Annotated in this window: 19 protein-coding genes, 3 tRNA genes and 1 pseudogene; 22 read left to right on the forward strand and 1 reads right to left on the reverse strand. The window is 55.6% G+C overall.

All coding sequences use genetic code 11. The features are described from left to right. Positions 1 to 23 precede the first annotated feature (23 nt). Positions 24 to 383: a DUF59 domain-containing protein gene (locus CR254_RS16085; RefSeq protein ID WP_097931810.1), complete on the reverse strand. Its 360-nt coding sequence runs from the start codon at positions 381 to 383 to the stop codon at positions 24 to 26. A gap of 175 nt (positions 384 to 558) precedes the next feature. Between CR254_RS16085 and tgt the strand changes: the two genes are divergently transcribed. The 22 genes and pseudogenes from tgt (at position 559) to CR254_RS16200 (ending at position 21208) form a co-directional block, all read left to right on the forward strand. Further along, positions 559 to 1689, forward strand: a complete 1131-nt coding sequence (tgt, locus tag CR254_RS16090) for a tRNA guanosine(34) transglycosylase Tgt (RefSeq protein WP_097931904.1) — start codon at positions 559 to 561, stop codon at positions 1687 to 1689. A gap of 376 nt (positions 1690 to 2065) precedes the next feature. Next, positions 2066 to 4465, forward strand: coding sequence for an endopeptidase La (gene lon / locus CR254_RS16095; RefSeq protein WP_219618034.1), 2400 nt, complete (start codon positions 2066 to 2068; stop codon positions 4463 to 4465). Positions 4466 to 4583: 118 nt separating this feature from the next. Further along, entirely contained in the window at positions 4584 to 4904 is a 321-nt protein-coding gene (locus CR254_RS16100; protein WP_180956041.1) for an HU family DNA-binding protein, read from the forward strand. A 124-nt stretch (positions 4905 to 5028) separates the two neighbouring features. Further along, a tRNA-Val gene (locus tag CR254_RS16105) sits at positions 5029 to 5104 on the forward strand. A gap of 33 nt (positions 5105 to 5137) precedes the next feature. After that, positions 5138 to 5764, forward strand: coding sequence for a YrbL family protein (locus CR254_RS16110; protein ID WP_097931816.1), 627 nt, complete (start codon positions 5138 to 5140; stop codon positions 5762 to 5764). 121 nt (positions 5765 to 5885) lie between these two features. Continuing rightward, positions 5886 to 5962: transfer RNA gene (locus CR254_RS16115), tRNA-Asp, on the forward strand. Between the two features lie 173 nt (positions 5963 to 6135). Then, positions 6136 to 6212 (forward strand) — tRNA-Asp (locus CR254_RS16120). Positions 6213 to 6415: 203 nt separating this feature from the next. Next, positions 6416 to 6793 (forward strand): NADH-quinone oxidoreductase subunit A, encoded by a 378-nt coding sequence (locus CR254_RS16125; protein WP_097931818.1) that lies wholly within the window; start codon positions 6416 to 6418, stop codon positions 6791 to 6793. Then, a complete protein-coding gene (locus CR254_RS16130) occupies positions 6784 to 7317 on the forward strand; it encodes a NuoB/complex I 20 kDa subunit family protein (protein WP_097931820.1) in 534 nt (177 codons plus the stop codon). The genes CR254_RS16125 and CR254_RS16130 overlap by 10 nt, the downstream gene beginning before the upstream one ends. A 3-nt stretch (positions 7318 to 7320) precedes the next feature. Further along, entirely contained in the window at positions 7321 to 7935 is a 615-nt protein-coding gene (locus tag CR254_RS16135) for an NADH-quinone oxidoreductase subunit C (RefSeq protein WP_097931822.1), read from the forward strand. A gap of 81 nt (positions 7936 to 8016) precedes the next feature. Next, positions 8017 to 9231, forward strand: coding sequence for an NADH-quinone oxidoreductase subunit D (locus CR254_RS16140; RefSeq protein WP_097931824.1), 1215 nt, complete (start codon positions 8017 to 8019; stop codon positions 9229 to 9231). Between the two features lie 18 nt (positions 9232 to 9249). After that, positions 9250 to 10544, forward strand: a pseudogene (nuoE, locus tag CR254_RS18395) (NADH-quinone oxidoreductase subunit NuoE). Between the two features lie 7 nt (positions 10545 to 10551). Then, positions 10552 to 10776, forward strand: a complete 225-nt coding sequence (locus CR254_RS16155; RefSeq protein WP_097931830.1) for a DUF5337 domain-containing protein — start codon at positions 10552 to 10554, stop codon at positions 10774 to 10776. 1 nt (position 10777) lies between these two features. After that, the gene (gene nuoF, locus CR254_RS16160) at positions 10778 to 12073 is read left to right on the forward strand and encodes an NADH-quinone oxidoreductase subunit NuoF (RefSeq protein WP_097931832.1); all 1296 of its coding nucleotides are present in this window, start codon (positions 10778 to 10780) and stop codon (positions 12071 to 12073) included. 221 nt (positions 12074 to 12294) lie between these two features. After that, on the forward strand, positions 12295 to 14310 hold the full coding sequence (gene nuoG, locus CR254_RS16165) for an NADH-quinone oxidoreductase subunit NuoG (RefSeq protein WP_097931834.1): 2016 nt from the start codon (positions 12295 to 12297) through the stop codon (positions 14308 to 14310). A 57-nt stretch (positions 14311 to 14367) separates the two neighbouring features. Continuing rightward, a complete protein-coding gene (locus CR254_RS16170) occupies positions 14368 to 14745 on the forward strand; it encodes a hypothetical protein (RefSeq protein WP_097931836.1) in 378 nt (125 codons plus the stop codon). A gap of 102 nt (positions 14746 to 14847) precedes the next feature. Beyond that, a complete protein-coding gene (gene nuoH, locus CR254_RS16175) occupies positions 14848 to 15882 on the forward strand; it encodes an NADH-quinone oxidoreductase subunit NuoH (RefSeq protein WP_097931838.1) in 1035 nt (344 codons plus the stop codon). A 3-nt stretch (positions 15883 to 15885) separates the two neighbouring features. Next, positions 15886 to 16377: an NADH-quinone oxidoreductase subunit NuoI gene (gene nuoI, locus CR254_RS16180; RefSeq protein WP_097931839.1), complete on the forward strand. Its 492-nt coding sequence runs from the start codon at positions 15886 to 15888 to the stop codon at positions 16375 to 16377. 185 nt (positions 16378 to 16562) lie between these two features. Beyond that, the gene (locus CR254_RS16185; protein WP_097931841.1) at positions 16563 to 17177 is read left to right on the forward strand and encodes an NADH-quinone oxidoreductase subunit J; all 615 of its coding nucleotides are present in this window, start codon (positions 16563 to 16565) and stop codon (positions 17175 to 17177) included. 95 nt (positions 17178 to 17272) lie between these two features. Continuing rightward, a complete protein-coding gene (gene nuoK, locus CR254_RS16190; protein ID WP_097931843.1) occupies positions 17273 to 17578 on the forward strand; it encodes an NADH-quinone oxidoreductase subunit NuoK in 306 nt (101 codons plus the stop codon). A 2-nt stretch (positions 17579 to 17580) separates the two neighbouring features. Continuing rightward, positions 17581 to 19644 carry an NADH-quinone oxidoreductase subunit L gene (nuoL, locus tag CR254_RS16195; protein WP_097931845.1) on the forward strand — a complete coding sequence of 688 codons (2064 nt, stop codon included), beginning with the start codon at positions 17581 to 17583 and terminating at the stop codon, positions 19642 to 19644. A gap of 1 nt (position 19645) precedes the next feature. Continuing rightward, entirely contained in the window at positions 19646 to 21208 is a 1563-nt protein-coding gene (locus tag CR254_RS16200) for an NADH-quinone oxidoreductase subunit M (protein WP_097931847.1), read from the forward strand.

A 21208-nucleotide genomic window follows, 5' to 3' on the forward strand; every position in this document is an offset into this window, starting at 1 on the left:
ATCGAGATTCGAAATCCCGGCTATTACATAAATCCAAGTTCCAGCCGCGCCTCGTCGGACAGCATTTCCATGCCCCATGGCGGTTCCCAGATCAGTTGAACATCAACCGTCTTGACCCCGGGCAGGGGTGAGATCGCATCGGCGACCCAGCCGGGCATTTCGCCGGCAACGGGGCAGCCCGGTGCGGTCAGGGTCATCAGCACATCAACCTCGCCGCCCTCGGCGATTTCGATCGTGTAGACCAAGCCCAGATCATAAATGTTCACCGGAATTTCCGGATCATGCACCGAACGGCACGCTTCGACGACAGAATCGTAAAGCGGGTGATCGGTCGTGGATGGTTTGATGAGGGGCGTGCCCTCCATCGGTGCCTCGGCGTTCATGCGCGGCTCCTCAACTATATACCTGACAGAAGATATAGGAAACGTGCGCGCCATCGTAAAGGTGCGCTGTGCAACTCGACTTTGCCTCCGGCGGGGATATTTTAGGAATGCGATAGGGGCAGGGCGGTTGACGTGGCCGCGCGCGCACGGCATCCCCCCAATCAGATCGGAGAGCATCATGAGCCGCTTCAGCTTCACCATCGCCGCAACAGACGGCAAGGCCCGCACGGGCCAGATTGACACCCCGCGTGGCGAAATTCGCACGCCAGCCTTTATGCCGGTCGGTACCGCCGCAACGGTAAAGGCCATGATGCCCGAGAATGTGCGCGCGACGGGTGCGGATATTCTGCTGGGCAATACCTATCACCTGATGCTGCGCCCTGGGGCAGAGCGGGTCGCGAATTTAGGTGGTTTGCACAAATTCATGAACTGGGATCGCCCGATTCTGACGGATTCCGGTGGTTTTCAGGTGATGTCATTGGCTGACCTTCGCAAAATGAGCGAGGATGGCGTCCGCTTTAAATCCCATATCGACGGGTCCGAGCATTTCCTGTCGCCTGAGCGCAGCATGGAAATCCAAAAGCTGCTCGGCTCTGATATTGTGATGTGTTTCGACGAATGTCCTGCGCTGCCGGCGGATCGTGCCGCGATTACCAAAAGCATGGAGCTGTCGATGCGATGGGCGCAACGCAGCCGCGATGCGTTTGGCGACCGTCCGGGGCATGCGCTGTTCGGCATTCAGCAGGGCGGGCTTGAGGAAGACCTGCGCGGTAAGTCGGCTGAAGCGCTGACCTCGATCGGGTTTGATGGCTATGCAGTTGGCGGCTTGGCCGTGGGTGAGGGGCAGGAGGCGATGTTCGGTTGCCTCGACTATGCGCCCGATCAATTGCCGCAGGATAAACCGCGCTATCTGATGGGCGTTGGAAAGCCTGACGACATCGTGGGCGCGGTTCAACGCGGTATCGATATGTTCGACTGCGTTCTGCCGTCGCGTTCGGGGCGGACCGGTCAGGCGCAGACCCGCTTCGGTCAGGTCAACATTCGCAATGCGCGCCATGCGGATGACCCGCGGCCATTGGACCCGGAATGCACCTGCCCAGCCTGCTCAAACTATTCCCGCGCCTATCTGCACCATGTGAACAAGGCGCAGGAAATTATCGCGTCTATGCTGCTGACATGGCACAACCTGCATTACTATCAGGAGTTGATGCAGGGCCTGCGCGATGCGATTTCCGTTGGTCAGCTGGACCAATTCGTCGCGGCGTTCCACGCGAAACGGGCCGAGGGCGATATGGAGCGGCTGTAGCCACTTCAACGCAACACCCACATATTCCTGCTGGCCGGACCATCTGGCCAGTATGGAAGTCTAACCTCCGCTGAATGCTAGGATCAAGGCCACGGCATAAAGCCCGTTCACGATATTCGGTCAGGGGCGTGCGCCCGCGTCCATCGCTGCGGTTCGTTGGAATAGCTCACTGGCCCATAAGTATATGGCCCCTGCGCTCGTTGTTTATTGTGTGCGGGCGCACCTTGCCCCCACCGCGCCATCAGCGCAACATGGGCCCAAGTCTCGTCACGCCCCTTGAACGCACCGTGAACGAGGCACACGTTACACAGCCATGACGGAGGAGCCTGCGTTGCCGATGATCGGGACCGGGCCCCTTGCGAGAAAGGACATTATTATGACCGATACACCCAAAGCGGCCCTTCCGGTCCTTCCCCTGCGCGACATTGTCGTTTTCCCCCATATGGTCGTGCCGCTATTTGTAGGGCGCGAACGTTCTGTAAAGGCGCTCGAGGCTGTGATGGCCGACGGCAAGAAAATCCTGCTGGCCGCACAACGCGATCCGGCCGAGGATGAGCCGACAGAAGCGTCGATCTACAGCACCGGCGTTCTGGCCAGCGTTTTGCAGTTGCTCAAACTGCCCGACGGCACTGTAAAGGTGTTGGTTGAGGGGCTGACGCGCCAAAAACTGGACGCGATCCGCGATACCGGTGAGTATTTCGAGGCCGAGGCGAGCGAGATCGTCGAAACCCGCGATAACCCTGATGCGGTTGAGGCGCTGACCCGCAACATCTCCGCTGATTTCGAGCGTTATGCCAAGCTGAACAAAAACATCCCCGATGAGGCTGTCGCGGCCGTCAGCGAAATCGCTGAGGCTGACAAGCTGGCCGATACCGTCGCCGGTCATCTGGGCGCAAAGATCGAGCAAAAGCAGGACCTGCTGGAAACAGCGGACCTTGGCGCACGGCTGGAGAAAATCTTCGCCATGATGCAGGGCGAAATTTCCGTCCTGCGCGTCGAGAAAAAGATCAAATCCCGCGTGAAAACCCAGATGGAGCGCACCCAGCGCGAATATTATCTGAATGAGCAGATGAAGGCTATTCAGAAGGAGCTGGGCGACGGCGAAACCAACGAGGACGCCGCCGCCGAGTACGAGGAAAAACTTGCCTCGACCAAGCTGTCCGATGAGGCCCGCGAAAAATCCATGGCCGAGTTGAAAAAGCTGCGCAACATGTCCCCCATGTCGGCGGAGGCTACAGTCGTGCGCAACTACCTCGACTGGATGCTGTCGATTCCATGGGGCAAGAAATCCCGCGTGAAAAAGGATCTGGGCAAGGCTGAGGCCATTCTGGATGCAGATCACTACGGTTTGGAGAAGGTTAAGGAGCGGATCGTCGAGTATCTGGCCGTGCAACAGCGCAGTCAGAAATTGCGCGGCCCTATTCTGTGCCTCGTCGGCCCCCCCGGTGTCGGTAAAACGTCGCTGGGTAAATCGGTGGCCAAAGCGACCGGGCGTGAGTTCATCCGCATCTCACTGGGTGGCGTGCGCGACGAATCAGAAATTCGCGGCCATCGCCGGACCTATATCGGCTCCATGCCCGGTAAGATCATCCAGTCGATGAAAAAGGCGAAAACCACGAATCCACTTATCCTGCTGGATGAGATCGACAAGATGGGTCAGGACTTCCGTGGCGATCCGGCCTCCGCAATGCTGGAGGTGCTGGATCCTGAGCAGAACGCAACATTCAACGATCACTACCTTGAGGTCGATTACGATTTGTCCAACGTGATGTTCATCACTACGGCGAACTCCTACAACATGCCCCGCCCTCTGCTGGACCGGATGGAGATCATCTCCGTCGCGGGCTACACCGAGGAGGAGAAAGCGGAAATCGCGGCGCGTCACCTGCTGCCAAAACAGCAGAAGGGCCATGGCCTGCGTAAGGGTGAGTTCTCGCTCAGCCCTGACGCCCTGCGCGACATCATCCGCTATTACACACGCGAGGCTGGTGTGCGAAATCTGGAGCGTGAGTTGGCAAAACTGTGCCGTAAGGCTGTGACGCAACTGGTGAAAAAGGAAACGACCAAGGTTGAGGTGACAACCGAAAACCTGTCCGATTTCCTCGGGGTGCGGCGCTTTAAGTTCGGCTTGGCCGAGGAGGACGACCAGATCGGCGTCGTCACTGGCCTCGCATGGACCGAAGTTGGCGGTGATTTGCTTCAGATCGAGGCGCTGCGTCTGCCGGGTAAGGGTCGTATGAAGACGACCGGCAAGCTGGGCGATGTGATGAAGGAGAGCATTGACGCTGCCGCCTCCTATGTCCGCTCGCGCGCTGTGGATCTGGGGGTCAAGCCGCCGGAGTTCGAAAAGCTGGACATCCACGTCCACGTGCCAGAGGGCGCAACGCCCAAGGACGGACCCTCGGCCGGTATCGGCATGGTCACATCCATAGTGTCCGTGCTGACCCAAATCCCCGTGCGCCGCGATGTGGCCATGACGGGTGAGGTAACACTGCGCGGTAACGTCCTGCCCATTGGCGGGTTGAAGGAGAAGCTACTCGCAGCCCTGCGTGGCGGGATTAAAACAGTGATGATCCCCAAGGATAACGCCAAGGATCTGGTGGATATCCCTGACAGCGTAAAGGAGGGGATGGAGATCATCCCCGTCTCGAACGTAACCGAGGTGCTGCGCATCGCTCTGACCAAACAGCCAGAGCCGGTGGAGTGGGATGAGGCCGCAGAACTTGTTGCCGCATCGAATAATGCAAAGGCAGATTTGGGCCTATCTGCACACTAAATCAGCAGTGAACTCTTAACTTTACCCGTGATGGGTTAGCGGAGTTGACTTTAAGTCTGGGCGGATGATGTTGACTCACGTCCGCCCAGATAACTGGGCCAACAGGAAAGTATCTAATATGACGGATAGCGACGAAGTTCACGACGCCACCGCCGACGAAACAACCGTAGACGTGGGTCTACCTATGCTGCGCAAGCGTGAGATCGTTGCGCATGTCGCCGATCAAACCGGTCAGAGCAAAGCTGACGTGCGCCGCACATTGGATTCGGCTCTCGGCTTCATGCGTCAGGGTTTGCTGGACGGCAACGAATTGCACTACCCAACGCTCGGCAAGGTGAAGATCAAGTACCCCAACCGTGAAGGCGCCAAGCCCATGTTCCGGGTTATTCCTGCAAAAGAGACATCCGAGGCGTTTCAGGACGACTCTTCCGAGGATTGATCGCTTATTTTCGGCACATTCCAGCGATTGGAATGTGCCGAAATGAATTATTTTTGACGAATGTGCATTTGAGTGGAATTTCGCGCTGGACGCGCCGATGTGGGTGTCCTAAAGAACAGCGCAAGGGCGGTTAGCTCAGTTGGTAGAGCAATTCGTTTACACCGAATGGGTCGGGGGTTCGAGCCCCTCACCGCCCACCATTCACCTCACGTGTTTAACGATGGGGGAATGGTATGTCCTTGTCAGACATCATTAATATCGATGAATGCACCTTTGTTGCAGCGGGTTCGCTGCGCGAGGTTTATACGCATCCAACCGATGATAGCGTACTGATCAAGGTGGTCCGCGCCGACATGGTTGGCCCAGACGGGCACCCGTCCCAGATATCGCGGAAGGGTAAGCGCCCATGGGGTGTTTACCTCGCATTCCGGCGCGAAATCGACGAGTACCTGATCGCAGCGCGGCGTCAGATCGCAACCCCACGGCTAAAGCTTCCTTTTGCCCGTCCTATCGGTCTGGTGCCCACTACGCGCGGCCTAGGGCTGCTGGTAGAGCGGATATCGGATAATGGCGCCACGGTCCCGACATTACAGATGCTGCACAAGAGCGGGCAGCTAACACCACAGCACGTAGCAGCCCTGCGTCGGTTCTTTTCCTACTGCATCCGGTATCACATCGTTTTGGGGGATGTGCATCTGGGCAATCTGGTGGTGGATCCCACTGCGCCGGATAAGCTGATTTGCATCGATGGCTTTGGTGAGAAGACGTTGATTCCCGTGCACCGCTATTCACCATGGCTGAATCAACGCAAATTGGAGCGTAAGCTTGCGAGAATCCTCAAGCATGCAGGGCTGGAATAAGACGACTTGCGAATTTTTGCACTGATTTCGAAATAGCTGTCGTTTCTCGCTTGACGGTCTGCGGCAGCGCTTCTACACACCCCACACACCAGCGGAACAACGGTTCAACTGGTTGAGGTGAGCGGTTGTAGCTCAGTTGGTTAGAGTGCCGGCCTGTCACGCCGGAGGTCGCGGGTTCGAGCCCCGTCAACCGCGCCATCACCTCAAAAAATCATGATTTTGTTGATCTGCAAAACGCCCTCGGGCGGATTGTATTCTCGTTTTCAGCGGCATTTTCGGCGATCCACAAAACTGTCACTTTTCTTGTCTGAATGCGCTTGACGACCCCGTGCCACCTGATTAAACCACCCTCATCCCCAACAGGGGACTGCGCGGTTGTAGCTCAGCTGGTTAGAGTGCCGGCCTGTCACGCCGGAGGTCGCGGGTTCGAGCCCCGTCAACCGCGCCACTTCATTCTCAAGTATTTTATATATCTCGTTGGAAAGTGGCTCAACTGCTGCGCAACCTTGTAATCATAGCGCTTTGGCCGGTAATCTTGTGATTGTCGTGCAATGTATGCCCGAAACGCATCGCCTTTGCGTTGACCACCACGGGGCACGGGTTTAGACCGTCTCTAAACAGAGTGCGGTTCGAGACGAAAGGAGTCGCGGCATGGACGGTCTGCTACGCGAATATCTGCCAATCCTGATCTTTCTAGGTTTGGCCATCGCTCTCGGGCTTGTGCTGATCTTTGCAGCCTTGATTGTGGCGGTCCGCAATCCTGATGCGGAGAAGGTCTCGGCATATGAGTGCGGGTTTAACGCCTTCGATGATGCGCGGATGAAGTTCGATGTGCGCTTCTACCTGGTTTCGATCCTGTTCATTATCTTCGATCTAGAAGTTGCGTTCCTGTTCCCATGGGCGACCTCCTTTGCGGAGCGGGCCCAGTCCGGTGACATGATCGGGTTCTGGTCGATGATGGTATTCCTCGGCGTTCTGACCGTCGGTTTCGTCTACGAATGGAAGAAAGGGGCCCTCGAATGGGAGTGAGCACCGCAGTCAACACTGCTGGCGGCGACCGTGAGGTTGCTACACGGCAATTGTCCAATCAGTTGGCGGATAAGGGGTTCTTGCTGACCTCCACCGACGACATCATCAACTGGGCGCGAACAGGTTCGCTGCACTGGATGACATTCGGCCTCGCATGTTGCGCGGTCGAGATGATGCAGACATCAACCCCGCGCTACGATCTTGAGCGTTTCGGCACTGCGCCCCGCGCATCACCGCGCCAATCGGATCTGATGATCGTTGCGGGAACGTTGACCAACAAAATGGCCCCGGCGCTGCGTAAAGTGTACGACCAGATGCCAGAGCCTCGCTACGTGATCTCCATGGGATCCTGCGCGAATGGTGGCGGTTACTATCACTATTCCTATTCAGTCGTGCGTGGCTGTGACCGGATCGTTCCGGTTGATGTCTACGTTCCCGGCTGCCCGCCCACGGCAGAGGCGTTGCTTTACGGCATCCTTCAGCTTCAGCGGAAAATGCGCCGTACTGGCACGATTACGAGGTAAGTTATGTCCGAGGCGCTTAACGAACTTTCAGCTCTTATCGCGGCCCGTCAGGGTGATGCTGTTCTGGATTCTGTGGTAAAGGGTGGCGAGCTGACGATCACGGTCGTTCCGTCCTCCGTTGCCAAGTTTCTCGCGTTTCTACGCGAAGATCCATCGTGCCAGTTCCAGACTTTGGTGGATATCACGGCAATTGACTGGCTCGGTCGCGAAAAGCGTTTCGATCTGGTTTATCACCTGCTGTCGATGCGCCAGAATACCCGCATTCGGGTAAAGGCTGGCGTGCGCGAAAAGGAAATTGTGCCGTCGATCACGTCCGTGTTCCAATCCGCGGATTGGTACGAGCGTGAAGTGTTCGATATGTTCGGCATCCTGTTCTCGGGCCATCCGGATTTGCGTCGGATTTTGACGGATTACGGTTTCCGTGGTCATCCGCTGCGCAAGGATTTCCCGACAACGGGCTACACCGAGGTTCGCTACGACGAGACAGCCAAGCGTGTTGTCTATGAACCGGTCAGCCTGACGCAGGATTACCGCAGTTTTGATTTGATGAGCCCGTGGGAGGGTGCCGAATACATCCTTCCCGGTGATGAGAAAGCGCCCGACGCCCCCAAGGGTTGAGGCAGAATGTGCCAGCCGCAGAGCAGCCACAGAGCAGCCGCAGCGCAGCCAGTGATTTTCAGGCCTGAGGAGGGCTGACAAATGGACGGTTCGAAATTTGACGATGCGCTGACAGGTGAGCAGCAGATTCGTAATTTCAACATCAATTTCGGCCCTCAGCACCCAGCGGCCCACGGCGTTTTGCGTCTGGTTTTGGAGCTGGACGGTGAGATCGTCGAGCGGTGCGACCCGCATATCGGCCTGTTACACCGTGGCACCGAAAAACTGATGGAGTCGCGCACCTATCTGCAAAACCTGCCTTATCTGGACCGACTGGACTACGTTGCGCCGATGAATCAGGAGCACGCATGGTGCCTCGCGATTGAGAAGCTGACAGGTACAACTGTACCACGGCGCGGCTCTCTGATCCGTGTGCTCTATTGCGAAATTGGCCGTGTTCTCAACCACTTGATGAACGTGACAACGCAAGCCATGGACGTTGGCGCGATGACGCCGCTGACTTGGGGCTTCGAAGAACGCGAAAAGCTGATGGTGTTCTACGAGCGCGCATGTGGCGCCCGTATGCACGCCGCCTATTTTCGCCCCGGTGGCGTACATCAGGACCTGCCGCAGGCCCTGTGCGATGATATCTGGCAGTGGACCGAGGAATTCGGTGAGATCCTCGGCGATATCGATGGTTTGTTGACTGAAAACCGCATCTTTAAACAGCGTAACGTTGATATTGCTGTAGTTTCGCAACAGGAATGCTTCGATCTGGGCTTTTCCGGTGTGATGGTTCGTGGTTCAGGCATGCCGTGGGATTTGCGCCGTGCGCAGCCCTATGAATGCTACGATGAAATGGACTTCCAGATCCCTGTGGGCACGTGTGGCGATTGCTATGATCGCTACCTGTGCCGCATGTCCGAGATGCGTGAGAGCGTTAAGATCATCCGCCAATGCCTTGAAAAGATGGAGCTCGTTAAGGGTGAACCTGTTCAGACAAAAGGCAAGATGGCACCTCCACCACGTGGAGAGATGAAGACCTCGATGGAGGCGCTGATCCATCACTTCAAGCTATACACAGAAGGGTTTCACGTTCCCGCCGGCGAAGTTTACGCAGCGGTTGAGGCACCCAAGGGTGAGTTCGGCGTGTATCTTGTCGCGGACGGCTCAAACAAACCCTATCGGGCAAAGCTTCGCGCCCCTGGTTTCGCGCATCTGGAGGCGATGGATCACCTTTGTAAGGGTCACCAACTCGCTGATGTTGCGGCCATTCTCGGCTCGCTCGATATCGTGTTCGGCGAAGTCGATCGCTAAGGCTCAAGGAAAGACGACATGCTCCGCAGACTTCATAAGAACCAGCCCGACAGCTTTGAGTTCAGCCCCGCAAACCTAGCATGGGCTGAAAAGCAGATCGCAAAATATCCCGAGGGCCGTCAGGCCTCGGCCATTATTCCTTTGCTGTGGCGTGCGCAGGAGCAGGAGGGATGGCTATCGCGTCCTGCGATTGAAAAAACCTGTGAAATGCTGGGCTTGGCAAATATTCGGGGTATGGAGGTTGCGACCTTTTACTTCATGTTCCAGCTGCATCCGGTTGGTGATGTCGCGCATATTCAGGTTTGCGGCACAACGTCCTGCATGATCTGCGGTGCCGAGGATCTTATCGGTATTTGTAAGGAAAAGATTGCGCCGAATGCGCATGAGCGTTCCGCAGATGGAAAGCTGAGCTGGGAAGAAGTTGAATGCCTCGGTGCATGTTCGAACGCGCCTATGGCGCAAATCGGCAAGGACTATTACGAGGACCTCAGCGGCGAAGCGTTCACGCAAATCATTGATGAGCTGTACGCAGGTAAGGTTCCTCTGCCCGGTTCACGTAATGGCCGATTTGCTTCCGAACCACGCTCCGGCCTTACATCACTGACGGCACATGCTGAAAACCGTCAGGCTGCGAATATGTCCGTATCGCTCGCAACGGAAAAGGGTGATAGCATTTCTCGCATCACCGAAGGCTGAACAGGAGGCGCTTCATGTCTGATCAAAATCCATTCACGGCCTCAAAGCTGCCATTCGCAATGCTGGTCAGTGTTGCGTTGTCCTTTGTTTTGGCATTGGTGCTGATGTTCATTCTTGAACTATCAGGCACGATTGCGATGTTCGCAGGATTGATGATCCTGATCGTTGTCTTTGCGCTGTTGATTTACTTCCTCGATGAACCTGCCGCTGTGGCGCAGGTTAGCACAGTTGCAGACGAACCTGTCGTTGCGGCTGTAGAGGTTGAGGCTGCGGTGGAGGCAGTTGAAGTTGTGGTGGATGAAGTCGAGGCAGCTCCTGCTGCTGACGGCGATGAAAAGCCGGTTGGGCTCGATGCACCTCGTGATGGAACGGCTGATGACCTGAAGCTGATCAAGGGAGTCGGCCCGAAGCTTGAGGCACTGCTGAACTCAATGGGTTTTTGGCACTTTGATCAGGTCGCGGCATGGACCGCGGCGGAAATCTCTTGGGTTGATGAAAATCTTGAGGGGTTCAAGGGCCGTGTAACGCGTGATGAATGGGTTTGGCAGGCAGGTATTTTGGCTGAGGGCGGAACAACAGCATTCGCGGCCAAGGCTGATAAGGGCGGTAAGCACTGAGCGCCGGATGAAGGAAGAGCGGAACACCAGCCTGAAACGGCAAACCCGACAAGCGGCGATTGTTATCATCGTTGGATTTTTAGGGTGGATGGGGTTCCAATTGGTGGGCGGATTAACCGGAATTCCGGTGCGGTTTGCCTTCCTAGCAGATTTTGCGATGCTGGCCGCACTGGTCTGGGCGTTGTTCGTATTGGTTAATGTCTGGCGTGCGCGCCGGAGTGAAGGGGATTGAAATGCTGACCGATAAGGATCGCATCTTCACCAACATCTACGGCATGGCCGACCGTTCGCTTAAGGGCGCGCAGTCGCGTGGTGCATGGGACGGTACTGCCGATATTATCGGTAAGGGCCGTGATTGGATCATCAACGAAGTGAAGGCCTCGGGCCTACGCGGGCGTGGTGGTGCAGGTTTCCCTACGGGATTGAAGTGGTCCTTCATGCCCAAGGAAAGCGATGGTCGCCCCTCTTATCTGGTTGTGAACGCAGATGAATCCGAACCGGGCACGTGTAAAGACCGCGAGATCATGCGTCACGATCCGCATCTGTTTATCGAGGGATGCCTGATCGCATCCTTCGCGATGAATGCGAATACCTGCTACATCTATATTCGCGGCGAGTATATTCGCGAGCGTGAGGCGATGCAGATCGCTATCGATGAGGCCTATGATGCCGGTCTTTTGGGTAAAAATGCATGTGGTTCCGGCTGGGATATGGATGTCTATCTGCACCATGGTGCGGGTGCCTATATCTGTGGTGAGGAAACTGCGCTACTCGAAAGCCTTGAGGGCCGTAAGGGTATGCCGCGTTTGAAGCCTCCGTTCCCTGCTAATACAGGTCTCTACGGTGCGCCGACCACGGTTAACAATGTTGAGTCGATTGCAGTTGTTCCGACGATCCTGCGCCGTGGCGGTGCCTGGTTCGCTGGGTTTGGCCGTGAAAACAACGCCGGAACGAAGCTATTTGCGATTTCGGGCCACGTGGAAAACCCATGTGTCGTCGAGGAGGCAATGTCGATCCCGTTGCAGGAATTGCTTGAGCGTCATTGCGGTGGTGTTCGTGGTGGTTGGAAGAACCTGAAAACGGTCATCCCCGGTGGCTCTTCAGTGCGATGCTTACCGCACACGATCTGCGACGAAGCGATCATGGATTTCGATTGGCTGCGCGGGCAGGGCTCTGGCCTTGGTACAGCTGCGGTGATCGTTATGGATCAGAACACCGATATTATTAAGGCAATCTGGCGCCTGTCGAAGTTCTACAAGCATGAGAGCTGCGGTCAATGTACCCCCTGTCGTGAGGGTACGGGCTGGATGATGCGCGTCATGGATCGGCTGGTTACGGGCGATGCAGAGGTTGAGGAAATCGACATGCTGCTGGACGTAACCAAGCAGGTCGAGGGGCACACGATCTGTGCGCTCGGTGATGCGGCTGCGTGGCCTATTCAGGGTCTGATCCAGCACTATCGCAATGAGATCGAGGACCGCATCAAGCACAAGCGCACCGGACGGGTCAGCGCAGTGGCGGCAGAGTAAGAGGCGTAACTTGGGGTCAAATTCTCAAGTGAGCATATGAATTATCCAGTTCACCCTGCGGTGAACTGGAATTTGCGAAACAGCGGGTTTGCCACGGATATGGCAGCACGTTGAGGGCGCAAAACTGAGATACGATACGCTGCCTTTGGGCAGGTCTGTATCGGGGGAATTTTAGTCGCCGGGCTGTTACTGCTCGTCGGAACAATATTGGGGTAAGGCCTATGTCCGACCTACGCAAAATGATCATCGATGGCGCCGAGATCGACGTCGATCCCGGTCTAACAATCCTGCAAGCATGCGAGCAGGCGGGCGTTGAAGTGCCCCGCTTCTGCTATCATGAGCGCCTGTCCATCGCGGGCAATTGCCGCATGTGTCTGGTTGAGGTTGTCGGCGGCCCTCCCAAACCTGCGGCTTCCTGCGCGATGCAGGTTCGTGATCTGCGCGGCGGTCCGAACGGTGAACCGCCCGAGGTTAAGACCAAAAGCCCAATGGTCAAAAAGGCCCGTGAAGGCGTGATGGAGTTTCTGCTCATCAACCACCCGCTGGATTGCCCGATTTGCGATCAGGGCGGCGAGTGTGATTTGCAGGATCAGGCCATGGCCTATGGTGTTGATTTCTCGCGCTTCCGCGAGGAAAAACGCTCGTCGATCGATCCGGATCTGGGACCGCTGGTCGGAACCAAGATGACCCGTTGTATTTCATGCACACGCTGCGTGCGGTTCACGACTGAGGTCGCCGGCGTTTCAGAGATGGGCCAAACGGGTCGTGGTGAGGATAGTGAGATTACCTCCTATCTGGGTCAGATGCTGACATCCGAACTACAGGGCAACGTGATTGATCTGTGTCCGGTTGGCGCGCTGACCTCGAAACCATATGCATTTACGGCACGCCCGTGGGAGCTTTCCAAAACGGAGAGCATCGACGTGATGGATGCGCTTGGCTCGAACATTCGTATTGATACGCGTGGTCGTGAAGTGATGCGAATTCTACCGCGTAACCATGATGGCGTGAACGAGGAGTGGATTTCCGATAAATCTCGCTTCATCTGGGACGGTCTGCGTCGGCAGCGTCTAGACCGGCCCTATGTTCGAGTGAATGGCAAGTTAACTCCGGCCACTTGGAATGACGCATTTGCAGCGATTACAGTTGCGGCAGCTGGTAAGAAAATCGCGGCAGTGGCTGGCGATCTCGCTCCGGTTGAGGCGATGTTTGCGCTTAAGCAACTTGTCGAGGGGCTGGGCGGCGCTGTTGAGTGTCGTACGGATGGCGCGCAACTGCCCGCGGGCAATCGTTCGGGTTATGCCGGTACGGCACGGATCGAGGATCTCGATACCGCTGAAATGATCCTGCTGGTGGGTACAAATCCACGTGCAGAAGCTCCTGTGCTGAATGCTCGGATCCGCAAGGCATGGCTGCACGGAGCAGAGGTTGCCTTGGTCGGTGAAGCTGCTGACCTCACCTATGAATACCATCATGCGGGCAACACGATTTCTGCATTGACTGGAATGGCTGATAAGGGCGTTTCGGATGAGACCAAGGAAAAGTCCACGATCGTTGTGATCGGGCAGGGCGCGTTGATTGGCGACGATGGTGCAGCAAACTTGGCCGAAGCAATGCGGATGTGTGAGGTTTCCGGCTCCAAGCTGTTGGTTCTGCACAGTGCTGCCAGCCGCGTTGGTGCGATGGATATCGGCTTTACCAACGATTCGGCTCTTGGCGCGTTGAACGAGGCTGACGTGATCTGGAACCTTGGTTCGGATGAGATTGAGATCGCTGCTGGTGCCTTCGTTATCTATCAGGGCAGCCATGGCGACCGTGGCGCGCATAGGGCGGATGTGATCCTGCCAGGTGCGGCATGGACCGAGGAAAATGGTCTGTTCGTAAACACTGAAGGGCGTCCGCAACTCGCAAACCGTGCTGGCTTCGCACCGGGTGAGGCGCGCGACAACTGGGCGATTATTCGGGCGGCCTCCGCACATATGGGGCATGCATTGCCCTATGATAACTTGGCGCAATTGCGTGCCGCGTTGTTCGCGGCAGTTCCGCACCTGTCCAGCATTGATGCGGTGCCTGAGAATGAGTGGACATTGGTTGAGGCTGGACAAGCGAGTAGCGCGGTGTTGCGCAGCACAGTGTCCGACCACTACCAGACAAACCCGATTGCACGGGCGTCTGAGGTAATGGCCGATTTGGCCAAACTGGCGCATGAGCGGGCACTGCCTGTTGCGGCGGAATAATGAGATTTGGCTGGCGGCGTGAAAATCGCGCCGCCGCTATGATGAGGATGAAGTTTGATGCGTAGCACCGGAATTTTGGCAGTCATGGCGATGTGTGGGCTTGTCGCCTGTGCAGGGCCACGTGCTGACAATTACGCTGGTGAGCCGATCGAGCGTGTTGCGCGCGACCTTGGCTATCCCTCGCAGGTATCGGAGCTGCCTGACGGGCGCCGCTCCTATCAGTGGGAGATCGAGCAGACCACGCAGGTGGGGCCGTTGCGGCCAGTCCTGCGGGGGATCAGCCTCAGCACTTCTGGTGGAGCAGGGCTCGGTATCGGGCTGGAGCGTGACAGCGTGTCCACCGGTGTTTGCATCTATACGCTGACCGCATCGCCGGTCGGTGAAACGTATATTGTGGAGGCTTCCCCGAGCGCGAATGCGAGTTGTTTGTCCTGATTGGGCGTCAACCGAAATTTGGGTAAGGTTTCACTGGAAGACCGCACGGATTTGACTTAGCACCGCGCGTAAGAACTGCGACGGCGAGACGAAGGAAGCGATATGGATTTCTGGGACGGCAATTTCGGGGTTTTCCTGATCATCCTCGCACAATGCCTTGCGGTGACGGTCAGCGTGCTCGTAGCGCTGGCTTTCCTGATGTATGCAGACCGTAAGGTCTGGGCCGCAGTGCAGATGCGTAAGGGACCGAATGTCGTTGGCGTTTTCGGATTGATGCAGAGTTTTGCAGATTTTCTGAAATACATCGTCAAGGAAGTGGTGGTTCCCGCAGGCGCGGACAAGACCGTGTTCTACCTCGCACCGATGATCACCTTTGTTCTGGCGGTTATCTCATGGGCGGTTATCCCCTTCGCCGATGGTTGGGTGGTTGCGAACCTGAATATCGGCATCCTGTATATCTTCGCGATTTCCTCGCTTGAGGTTTACGGCGTGATCATGGGCGGCTGGGCTTCTAACTCGAAGTATCCGTTCCTTGGTTCGCTGCGCTCCGCCGCTCAAATGATCTCCTACGAAGTTTCGATTGGTTTCATCATCGTTGGCGTTCTGATTTCCACAGGCTCGTTGAACCTCAGCGAAATCGTGCGGGCGCAGGATGGATCATACGGGTTGTTCTCTTGGTACTGGTTGCCGCACTTCCCAATGGTGTTCTTGTTCTTCATCTCGGCGCTGGCCGAAACGAACCGCCCACCATTCGATCTGCCTGAGGCTGAGGCCGAGTTGGTTGCGGGTTATCAGGTTGAGTATTCCTCAACGCCATTCCTGCTGTTCATGATCGGTGAGCTGATGGCCGTCGTTCTGATGTGCGCTTTGATCAGCATCCTGTTCTTCGGTGGCTGGCTCAGCCCGATCCCCGGTCTGCCAGATGGCGTATTGTGGTTCGTTCTGAAGATCCTGTTCTTCTTCTTCATCTTCGCGATGACCAAGGCAATCGTACCGCGGTTCCGCTACGATCAACTGATGCGGATTGGCTGGAAGGTCTTCTTGCCGCTGTCGCTGGGTTGGGTCGTTATGGTTTCGGTTTTCGCACAATATGGCTGGTTCTGGGGCGCATATGCGCGCTGGACCACGGGGGGCTGATTTATGGCTTTTACCTACACACGCGCCGCCAAGTATTTCCTGCTGGCCGACTTTTTGGGCGGCTTCAAATTGGGCATGAAGTATTTCTTCCGGCCCAAGGCGACGATCAACTACCCGCATGAAAAGGGGCCGCTTTCGCCTCGTTTCCGTGGGGAGCACGCGCTGCGCCGCTATCCAAATGGTGAGGAGCGTTGCATCGCATGTAAGCTGTGTGAGGCTATCTGCCCCGCGCAGGCGATCACGATTGAGGCTGAGCCTCGTGAAGATGGATCTCGCCGTACGACACGCTACGACATCGATATGACCAAATGCATCTATTGTGGCTTCTGTCAGGAAGCCTGCCCGGTTGATGCGATTGTCGAGGGGCCAAATTTCGAATTCTCAGCTGAGAGCCGTGAAGAGCTTTTCTATAACAAGGACAAGCTGCTCGAAAACGGTGAGCGTTGGGAGAGTGAAATTGCTCGAAACCTTGAGCTCGATGCACCTTACCGCTGATACCGATCCGGTTTTATGATCGGATCGTTCGGCACGACTACCTAGCCGATTTTGGTTAGCGAACTGATAGACGGTAGCCCGCCCTTGAGCCGGGGCGGACGCCACGTTACAGAGACGCCAAACCGGCGCAACACACCGCAAGGGCGACGCCCCGTCGCCGTACCGGCCAAGACCAAGGGACTGCCATGACCGTAGCAGCCGTTATTTTTTACCTCTTCGCCTGTACGGCGGTGGCCTCCGGGCTATTCGTTGTTTTGGCACGCAATCCGGTGCATTCGGTGCTGTGGTTGATCCTGACCTTCTTCTCCGCCGCGGGCCTGTTTGTGCTGATGGGGGCGGAGTTTGTGGCCATGCTCTTGGTCATTGTTTACGTGGGCGCAGTCGCGGTTCTGTTCCTGTTCGTCGTGATGATGCTGGACGTTGATTTCGTTGAGCTGAAACAGGGTCTAGCACAGCACATGCCAGTGGCATTGCTGATCGGCGTCGTTCTGATTATGGAATTGATCCTAGTCATCGGCGTGACGCTATGGGCCGATGATAGCAGTCCATTGCGTGTTGCTATGGCACCTGCGCCAGAGGCGATTGAGAATACTCAAGCGCTTGGTCAGATCATCTACACCGACTTCATCTACCTGTTCCAATCCGCCGGTCTGATCCTGTTTGTCGCTATGGTTGGCGCGATTGTTCTGACATTGCGGCATCGCTCGGATGTGAAACGTCAAAGCGTTGTGTTCCAGATGCACCGTGATCCGGCGGAAGCAATCGTGATGAAAGACGTCAAACCAGGGCAGGGGCTCTAAAACATGGAAAATGCTATTTTCTACGTACTGATAATCGCGGCCTTGGTCGTTGGTTACGGCCTTGGGCGATTGTCGAGCAAAAAGGACGATGTCGAATGATCGGGCTCGGTTCCTACCTGACAGTAGCGGCATTGCTGTTCGTTACTGGGATTTTCGGGATTTTTCTCAATCGTAAAAACATCATCGTCATCCTGATGTCGATCGAGCTTATGTTGCTTGCGGTTAATATTAATATGGTTGCGTTCTCGGTTCATCAGGGCGATTTGGTTGGGCAGGTGTTCACCCTGTTTATCCTGACTGTCGCGGCGGCTGAGGCCGCTATTGGCCTCGCAATCCTCGTCTGCTTCTTCCGCAATCGCGGCACGATTCAGGTCGAAGACGTTAACGTGATGAAGGGCTGATCATGTATCACATCATCCTGTTTGCGCCGCTACTCGCGGCGATCATCGCGGGCTTTGGCTGGCGTGTGATTTCTGAAAAAGGTGCACAGTTCCTGACGACGGGTTCTGTGATACTTGCAGCTTTCTTGAGTTGGATCGCATTCATCACCGCAGATTCCGGGCTGCAAATCATTACGATTGCGCGTTGGATTGATAGCGGATCGATGGTCGCTGATTGGGCCATTCGCGTTGATATGTTGACGAATGTCATGCTGGTGGTTATCACGACGGTATCCGCGCTCGTGCACCTGTATTCGTTCGGCTATATGGACAACGATCCGCAGTGGCGTAAGGGCGAGGTCTATAAACCGCGGTTCTTTGCCTATCTCAGCTTCTTTACTTTCGCGATGTTGATGCTGGTGACGGCTGATAACCTTGTCCAAATGTTCTTTGGCTGGGAGGGCGTTGGTGTTGCCTCCTATCTGTTGATCGGATTCTACTGGCGCAAGCCAACTGCCGGTGCTGCGGCAATGAAGGCTTTCATTGTAAACCGTGTCGGTGATTTCGGCTTTGCGCTGGGTATCTTTGCGTTGTTCCTGCTTACGGATAGCGTGGATTTCACGACTATTTTTGGTGAAGTCGGGCACCTCGCGGCGACGACAATCAACTTCTTGGGCATGGAACTGCCTGCGCTGGAGGTTGTTGGCTTCCTGCTGTTCATTGGTGCCATGGGTAAGTCGGCTCAATTGCTACTTCATACTTGGCTGCCTGACGCGATGGAGGGGCCTACGCCCGTTTCCGCGCTGATCCACGCAGCGACAATGGTTACAGCGGGTGTCTTTCTGGTTTGCCGAATGTCTCCGATTTTTGAGGAGGCAATTTACGCATCGGCATTCATCACTACGATCGGTGCGATTACCGCATTCTTCGCCGCGACTGTCGGGTTGGTTCAGAACGATATTAAGCGCGTGATCGCATACTCGACCTGTTCGCAGCTTGGTTACATGTTTGTGGCAGCCGGAGTTGGGTTCTATCAGGCTGCGATGTTCCATCTGTTCACGCACGCGGCGTTCAAAGCGATGCTTTTCCTTGGTGCCGGTTCAGTTATTCATGCGATGCATCACGAACAGGACATGCGTAACTATGGTGGCCTGCGTCACAAGATCCCTAAAACATTCTGGGCGATGATGCTGGGTACGTTGGCGATTACCGGTGTTGGTATCCCGTTTAGCTATGACCTGATTGGTCTACCGATTGGTTTTGCTGGTTTTGTTTCGAAAGATGCGATTATCGAGGGTGCTTTTGCGGGCCACGCATACTTCGCATTCACCGCTCTGGTTGTTGCTGCGCTCTTTACCAGTTTCTACAGTTGGCGCCTGATGTTCCTGACGTTTTATGGAAAGCCTCGCGGCGATCAGCATACACACGATCATGCGCATGAGAGCCCTTGGGTAATGACTGTTCCACTTGGCGTGCTTGCTATCGGTGCCGTTTTCGCTGGGATGCTCTACTACAATAGCTTCGTGGGGCACGATGCTGAGGAATTCTTCGGCGATGCAATTGGTGGTCCTGCTGTTGTTGAACTGCATGCAGAGGCTGGTGATGCGGTCGATGATGGTCACGGTGAAGTGGTTGCTGATGGCCATGCAGGAGATGAACACGCTGATGACAGTGTTCTGCACAGCTATCACTATGTCCCGAGTTGGGTGAAGCTTGCACCATTTATTGCTATGCTCGCTGGCCTGGGAATTGCCTACCAGCTCTATATCCGTAGCCCGCAAACTCCGGCTCGTTTGGGCGCTGCGTTGCCAGGGCTTTACCGGTTCCTGCTTAACAAGTGGTACTTTGATGAGATTTACGACGTGCTGTTTGTGCGTTCATCAAAGTGGCTTGGGCGCTTCCTTTGGAGAAAGGGAGATGGTGCGGTCATCGATGGCGGCATTAACGGTTTGGCTATGGGGATCATTCCTTTCCTCACTCGTATCGCCGGTCGTGCGCAATCCGGTTACGTCTTTCACTATGCCTTTGCGATGATAGCGGGTCTTGTCGCCATCATTACATGGTTCGCAATCCGCGGAGCCTCCTGATATGGACATTCCATTGCTTTCTCTTGTGACATTCGTTCCGGCGATTGGCGCGGTCGCCTTGGGTCTGCTTCTGCGGGGCGACGACGAATGGGCGGTTCGTAATGCAAAGTTGATCGCGTTGTTCGCAACGTCGATCACTTTCTTGCTGTCGCTGTTCATCCTCGCCCAGTTCGATCCAACGAGCAGTGATTTTCAGTTTGTTGAGGATCGCGAGTGGCTTGGAGGTCTGCGCTATCGCATGGGTGTGGACGGTATCAGCGTCCTGTTCGTGATGCTGACGACGGTCCTGATGCCGTTGGTTATTGGCGCCAGCTGGGGCGTATCGCATCGTGTAAAGGAATACATGATCGCTTTCCTGCTGCTGGAAACGCTCATGATCGGCGTGTTTTGTGCGCTGGATATGATCCTATTCTACCTGTTCTTCGAAGCAGGCCTGATCCCGATGTTCTTCATCGTGGGTATTTGGGGCGGAAAGGATCGCGTTTACGCGGCCTTTAAGTTCTTCCTCTACACCCTGCTAGGATCGGTGCTTATGCTGATCGCGATGATGTATATGATTGCTGATGCAGGAACATCAGACATTGTGCGATTGCTGGCGCATGAATTTAGCTACTCTACGATTAACGTAGCTGGCATTGAAATTGTCGGTGGTGTGCAGGTTCTGTTGTGGCTGGCATTCTTTGCGAGTTTCGCTGTCAAAATGCCAATGTGGCCGGTGCATACCTGGTTGCCCGATGCACACGTTCAGGCGCCAACTGCTGGCTCTATCGTTCTGGCGGCTATTCTGTTGAAGATGGGTGGCTACGGCTTCCTGCGCTTCTCATTGCCGATGTTCCCTGTTGCCTCTGATGTCATGGCGAATTTTGTGTTCGCGCTGTCGGTTATTGCGATTATTTACACCTCATTGGTCGCGCTGATGCAGGACGATATGAAGAAGCTGATTGCTTATTCGTCGGTGGCGCATATGGGCTTCGTCACGATGGGTATTTTCGCAGCAAACCAGCAGGGTGTTGATGGTGCGATCTTCCAGATGATCTCCCACGGATTTATTTCTGGCGCGTTGTTCCTTGGTGTAGGGGTGATCTACGATCGCATGCATACGCGTGAGATTGATGCTTTTGGTGGGCTAGTTAACCGTATGCCTGCATTCGCATTGATTTTCCTACTTTTCACTATGGCAAATGTCGGGCTGCCCGGGACGTCCGGATTTGTTGGGGAATTCCTCACGCTATCCGGAGCGTTCCAAGCGAACACTTGGGTGGCATTCGGCGCGACAACCGGTGTGATCCTGTCGGCGGGTTATGCACTTTGGCTCTATCGTCGGGTCGTCTTTGGCGATCTGGTTAAGGAAAATCTGCAAACGATTTCGGACATGGATCGTCGTGAAAAGCTGCTGTTCATACCATTTGTGTTTTTCACGTTACTGCTCGGTGTGTATCCGAGCTTGGTAACAGATATTATCGGGCCGAGTGTCGAGGCTCTGCTTGATTCCTATAATTTCGCGCTCGAAGAAGCCGGCCATGTGCTGGCTGACTCTGCGCAGCATATGACGACGGGACACTGA

Source organism: Pontivivens marinum, assembly GCF_900231835.1.
In the GTDB taxonomy this organism is placed as follows: domain Bacteria; phylum Pseudomonadota; class Alphaproteobacteria; order Rhodobacterales; family Rhodobacteraceae; genus Pontivivens; species Pontivivens marinum.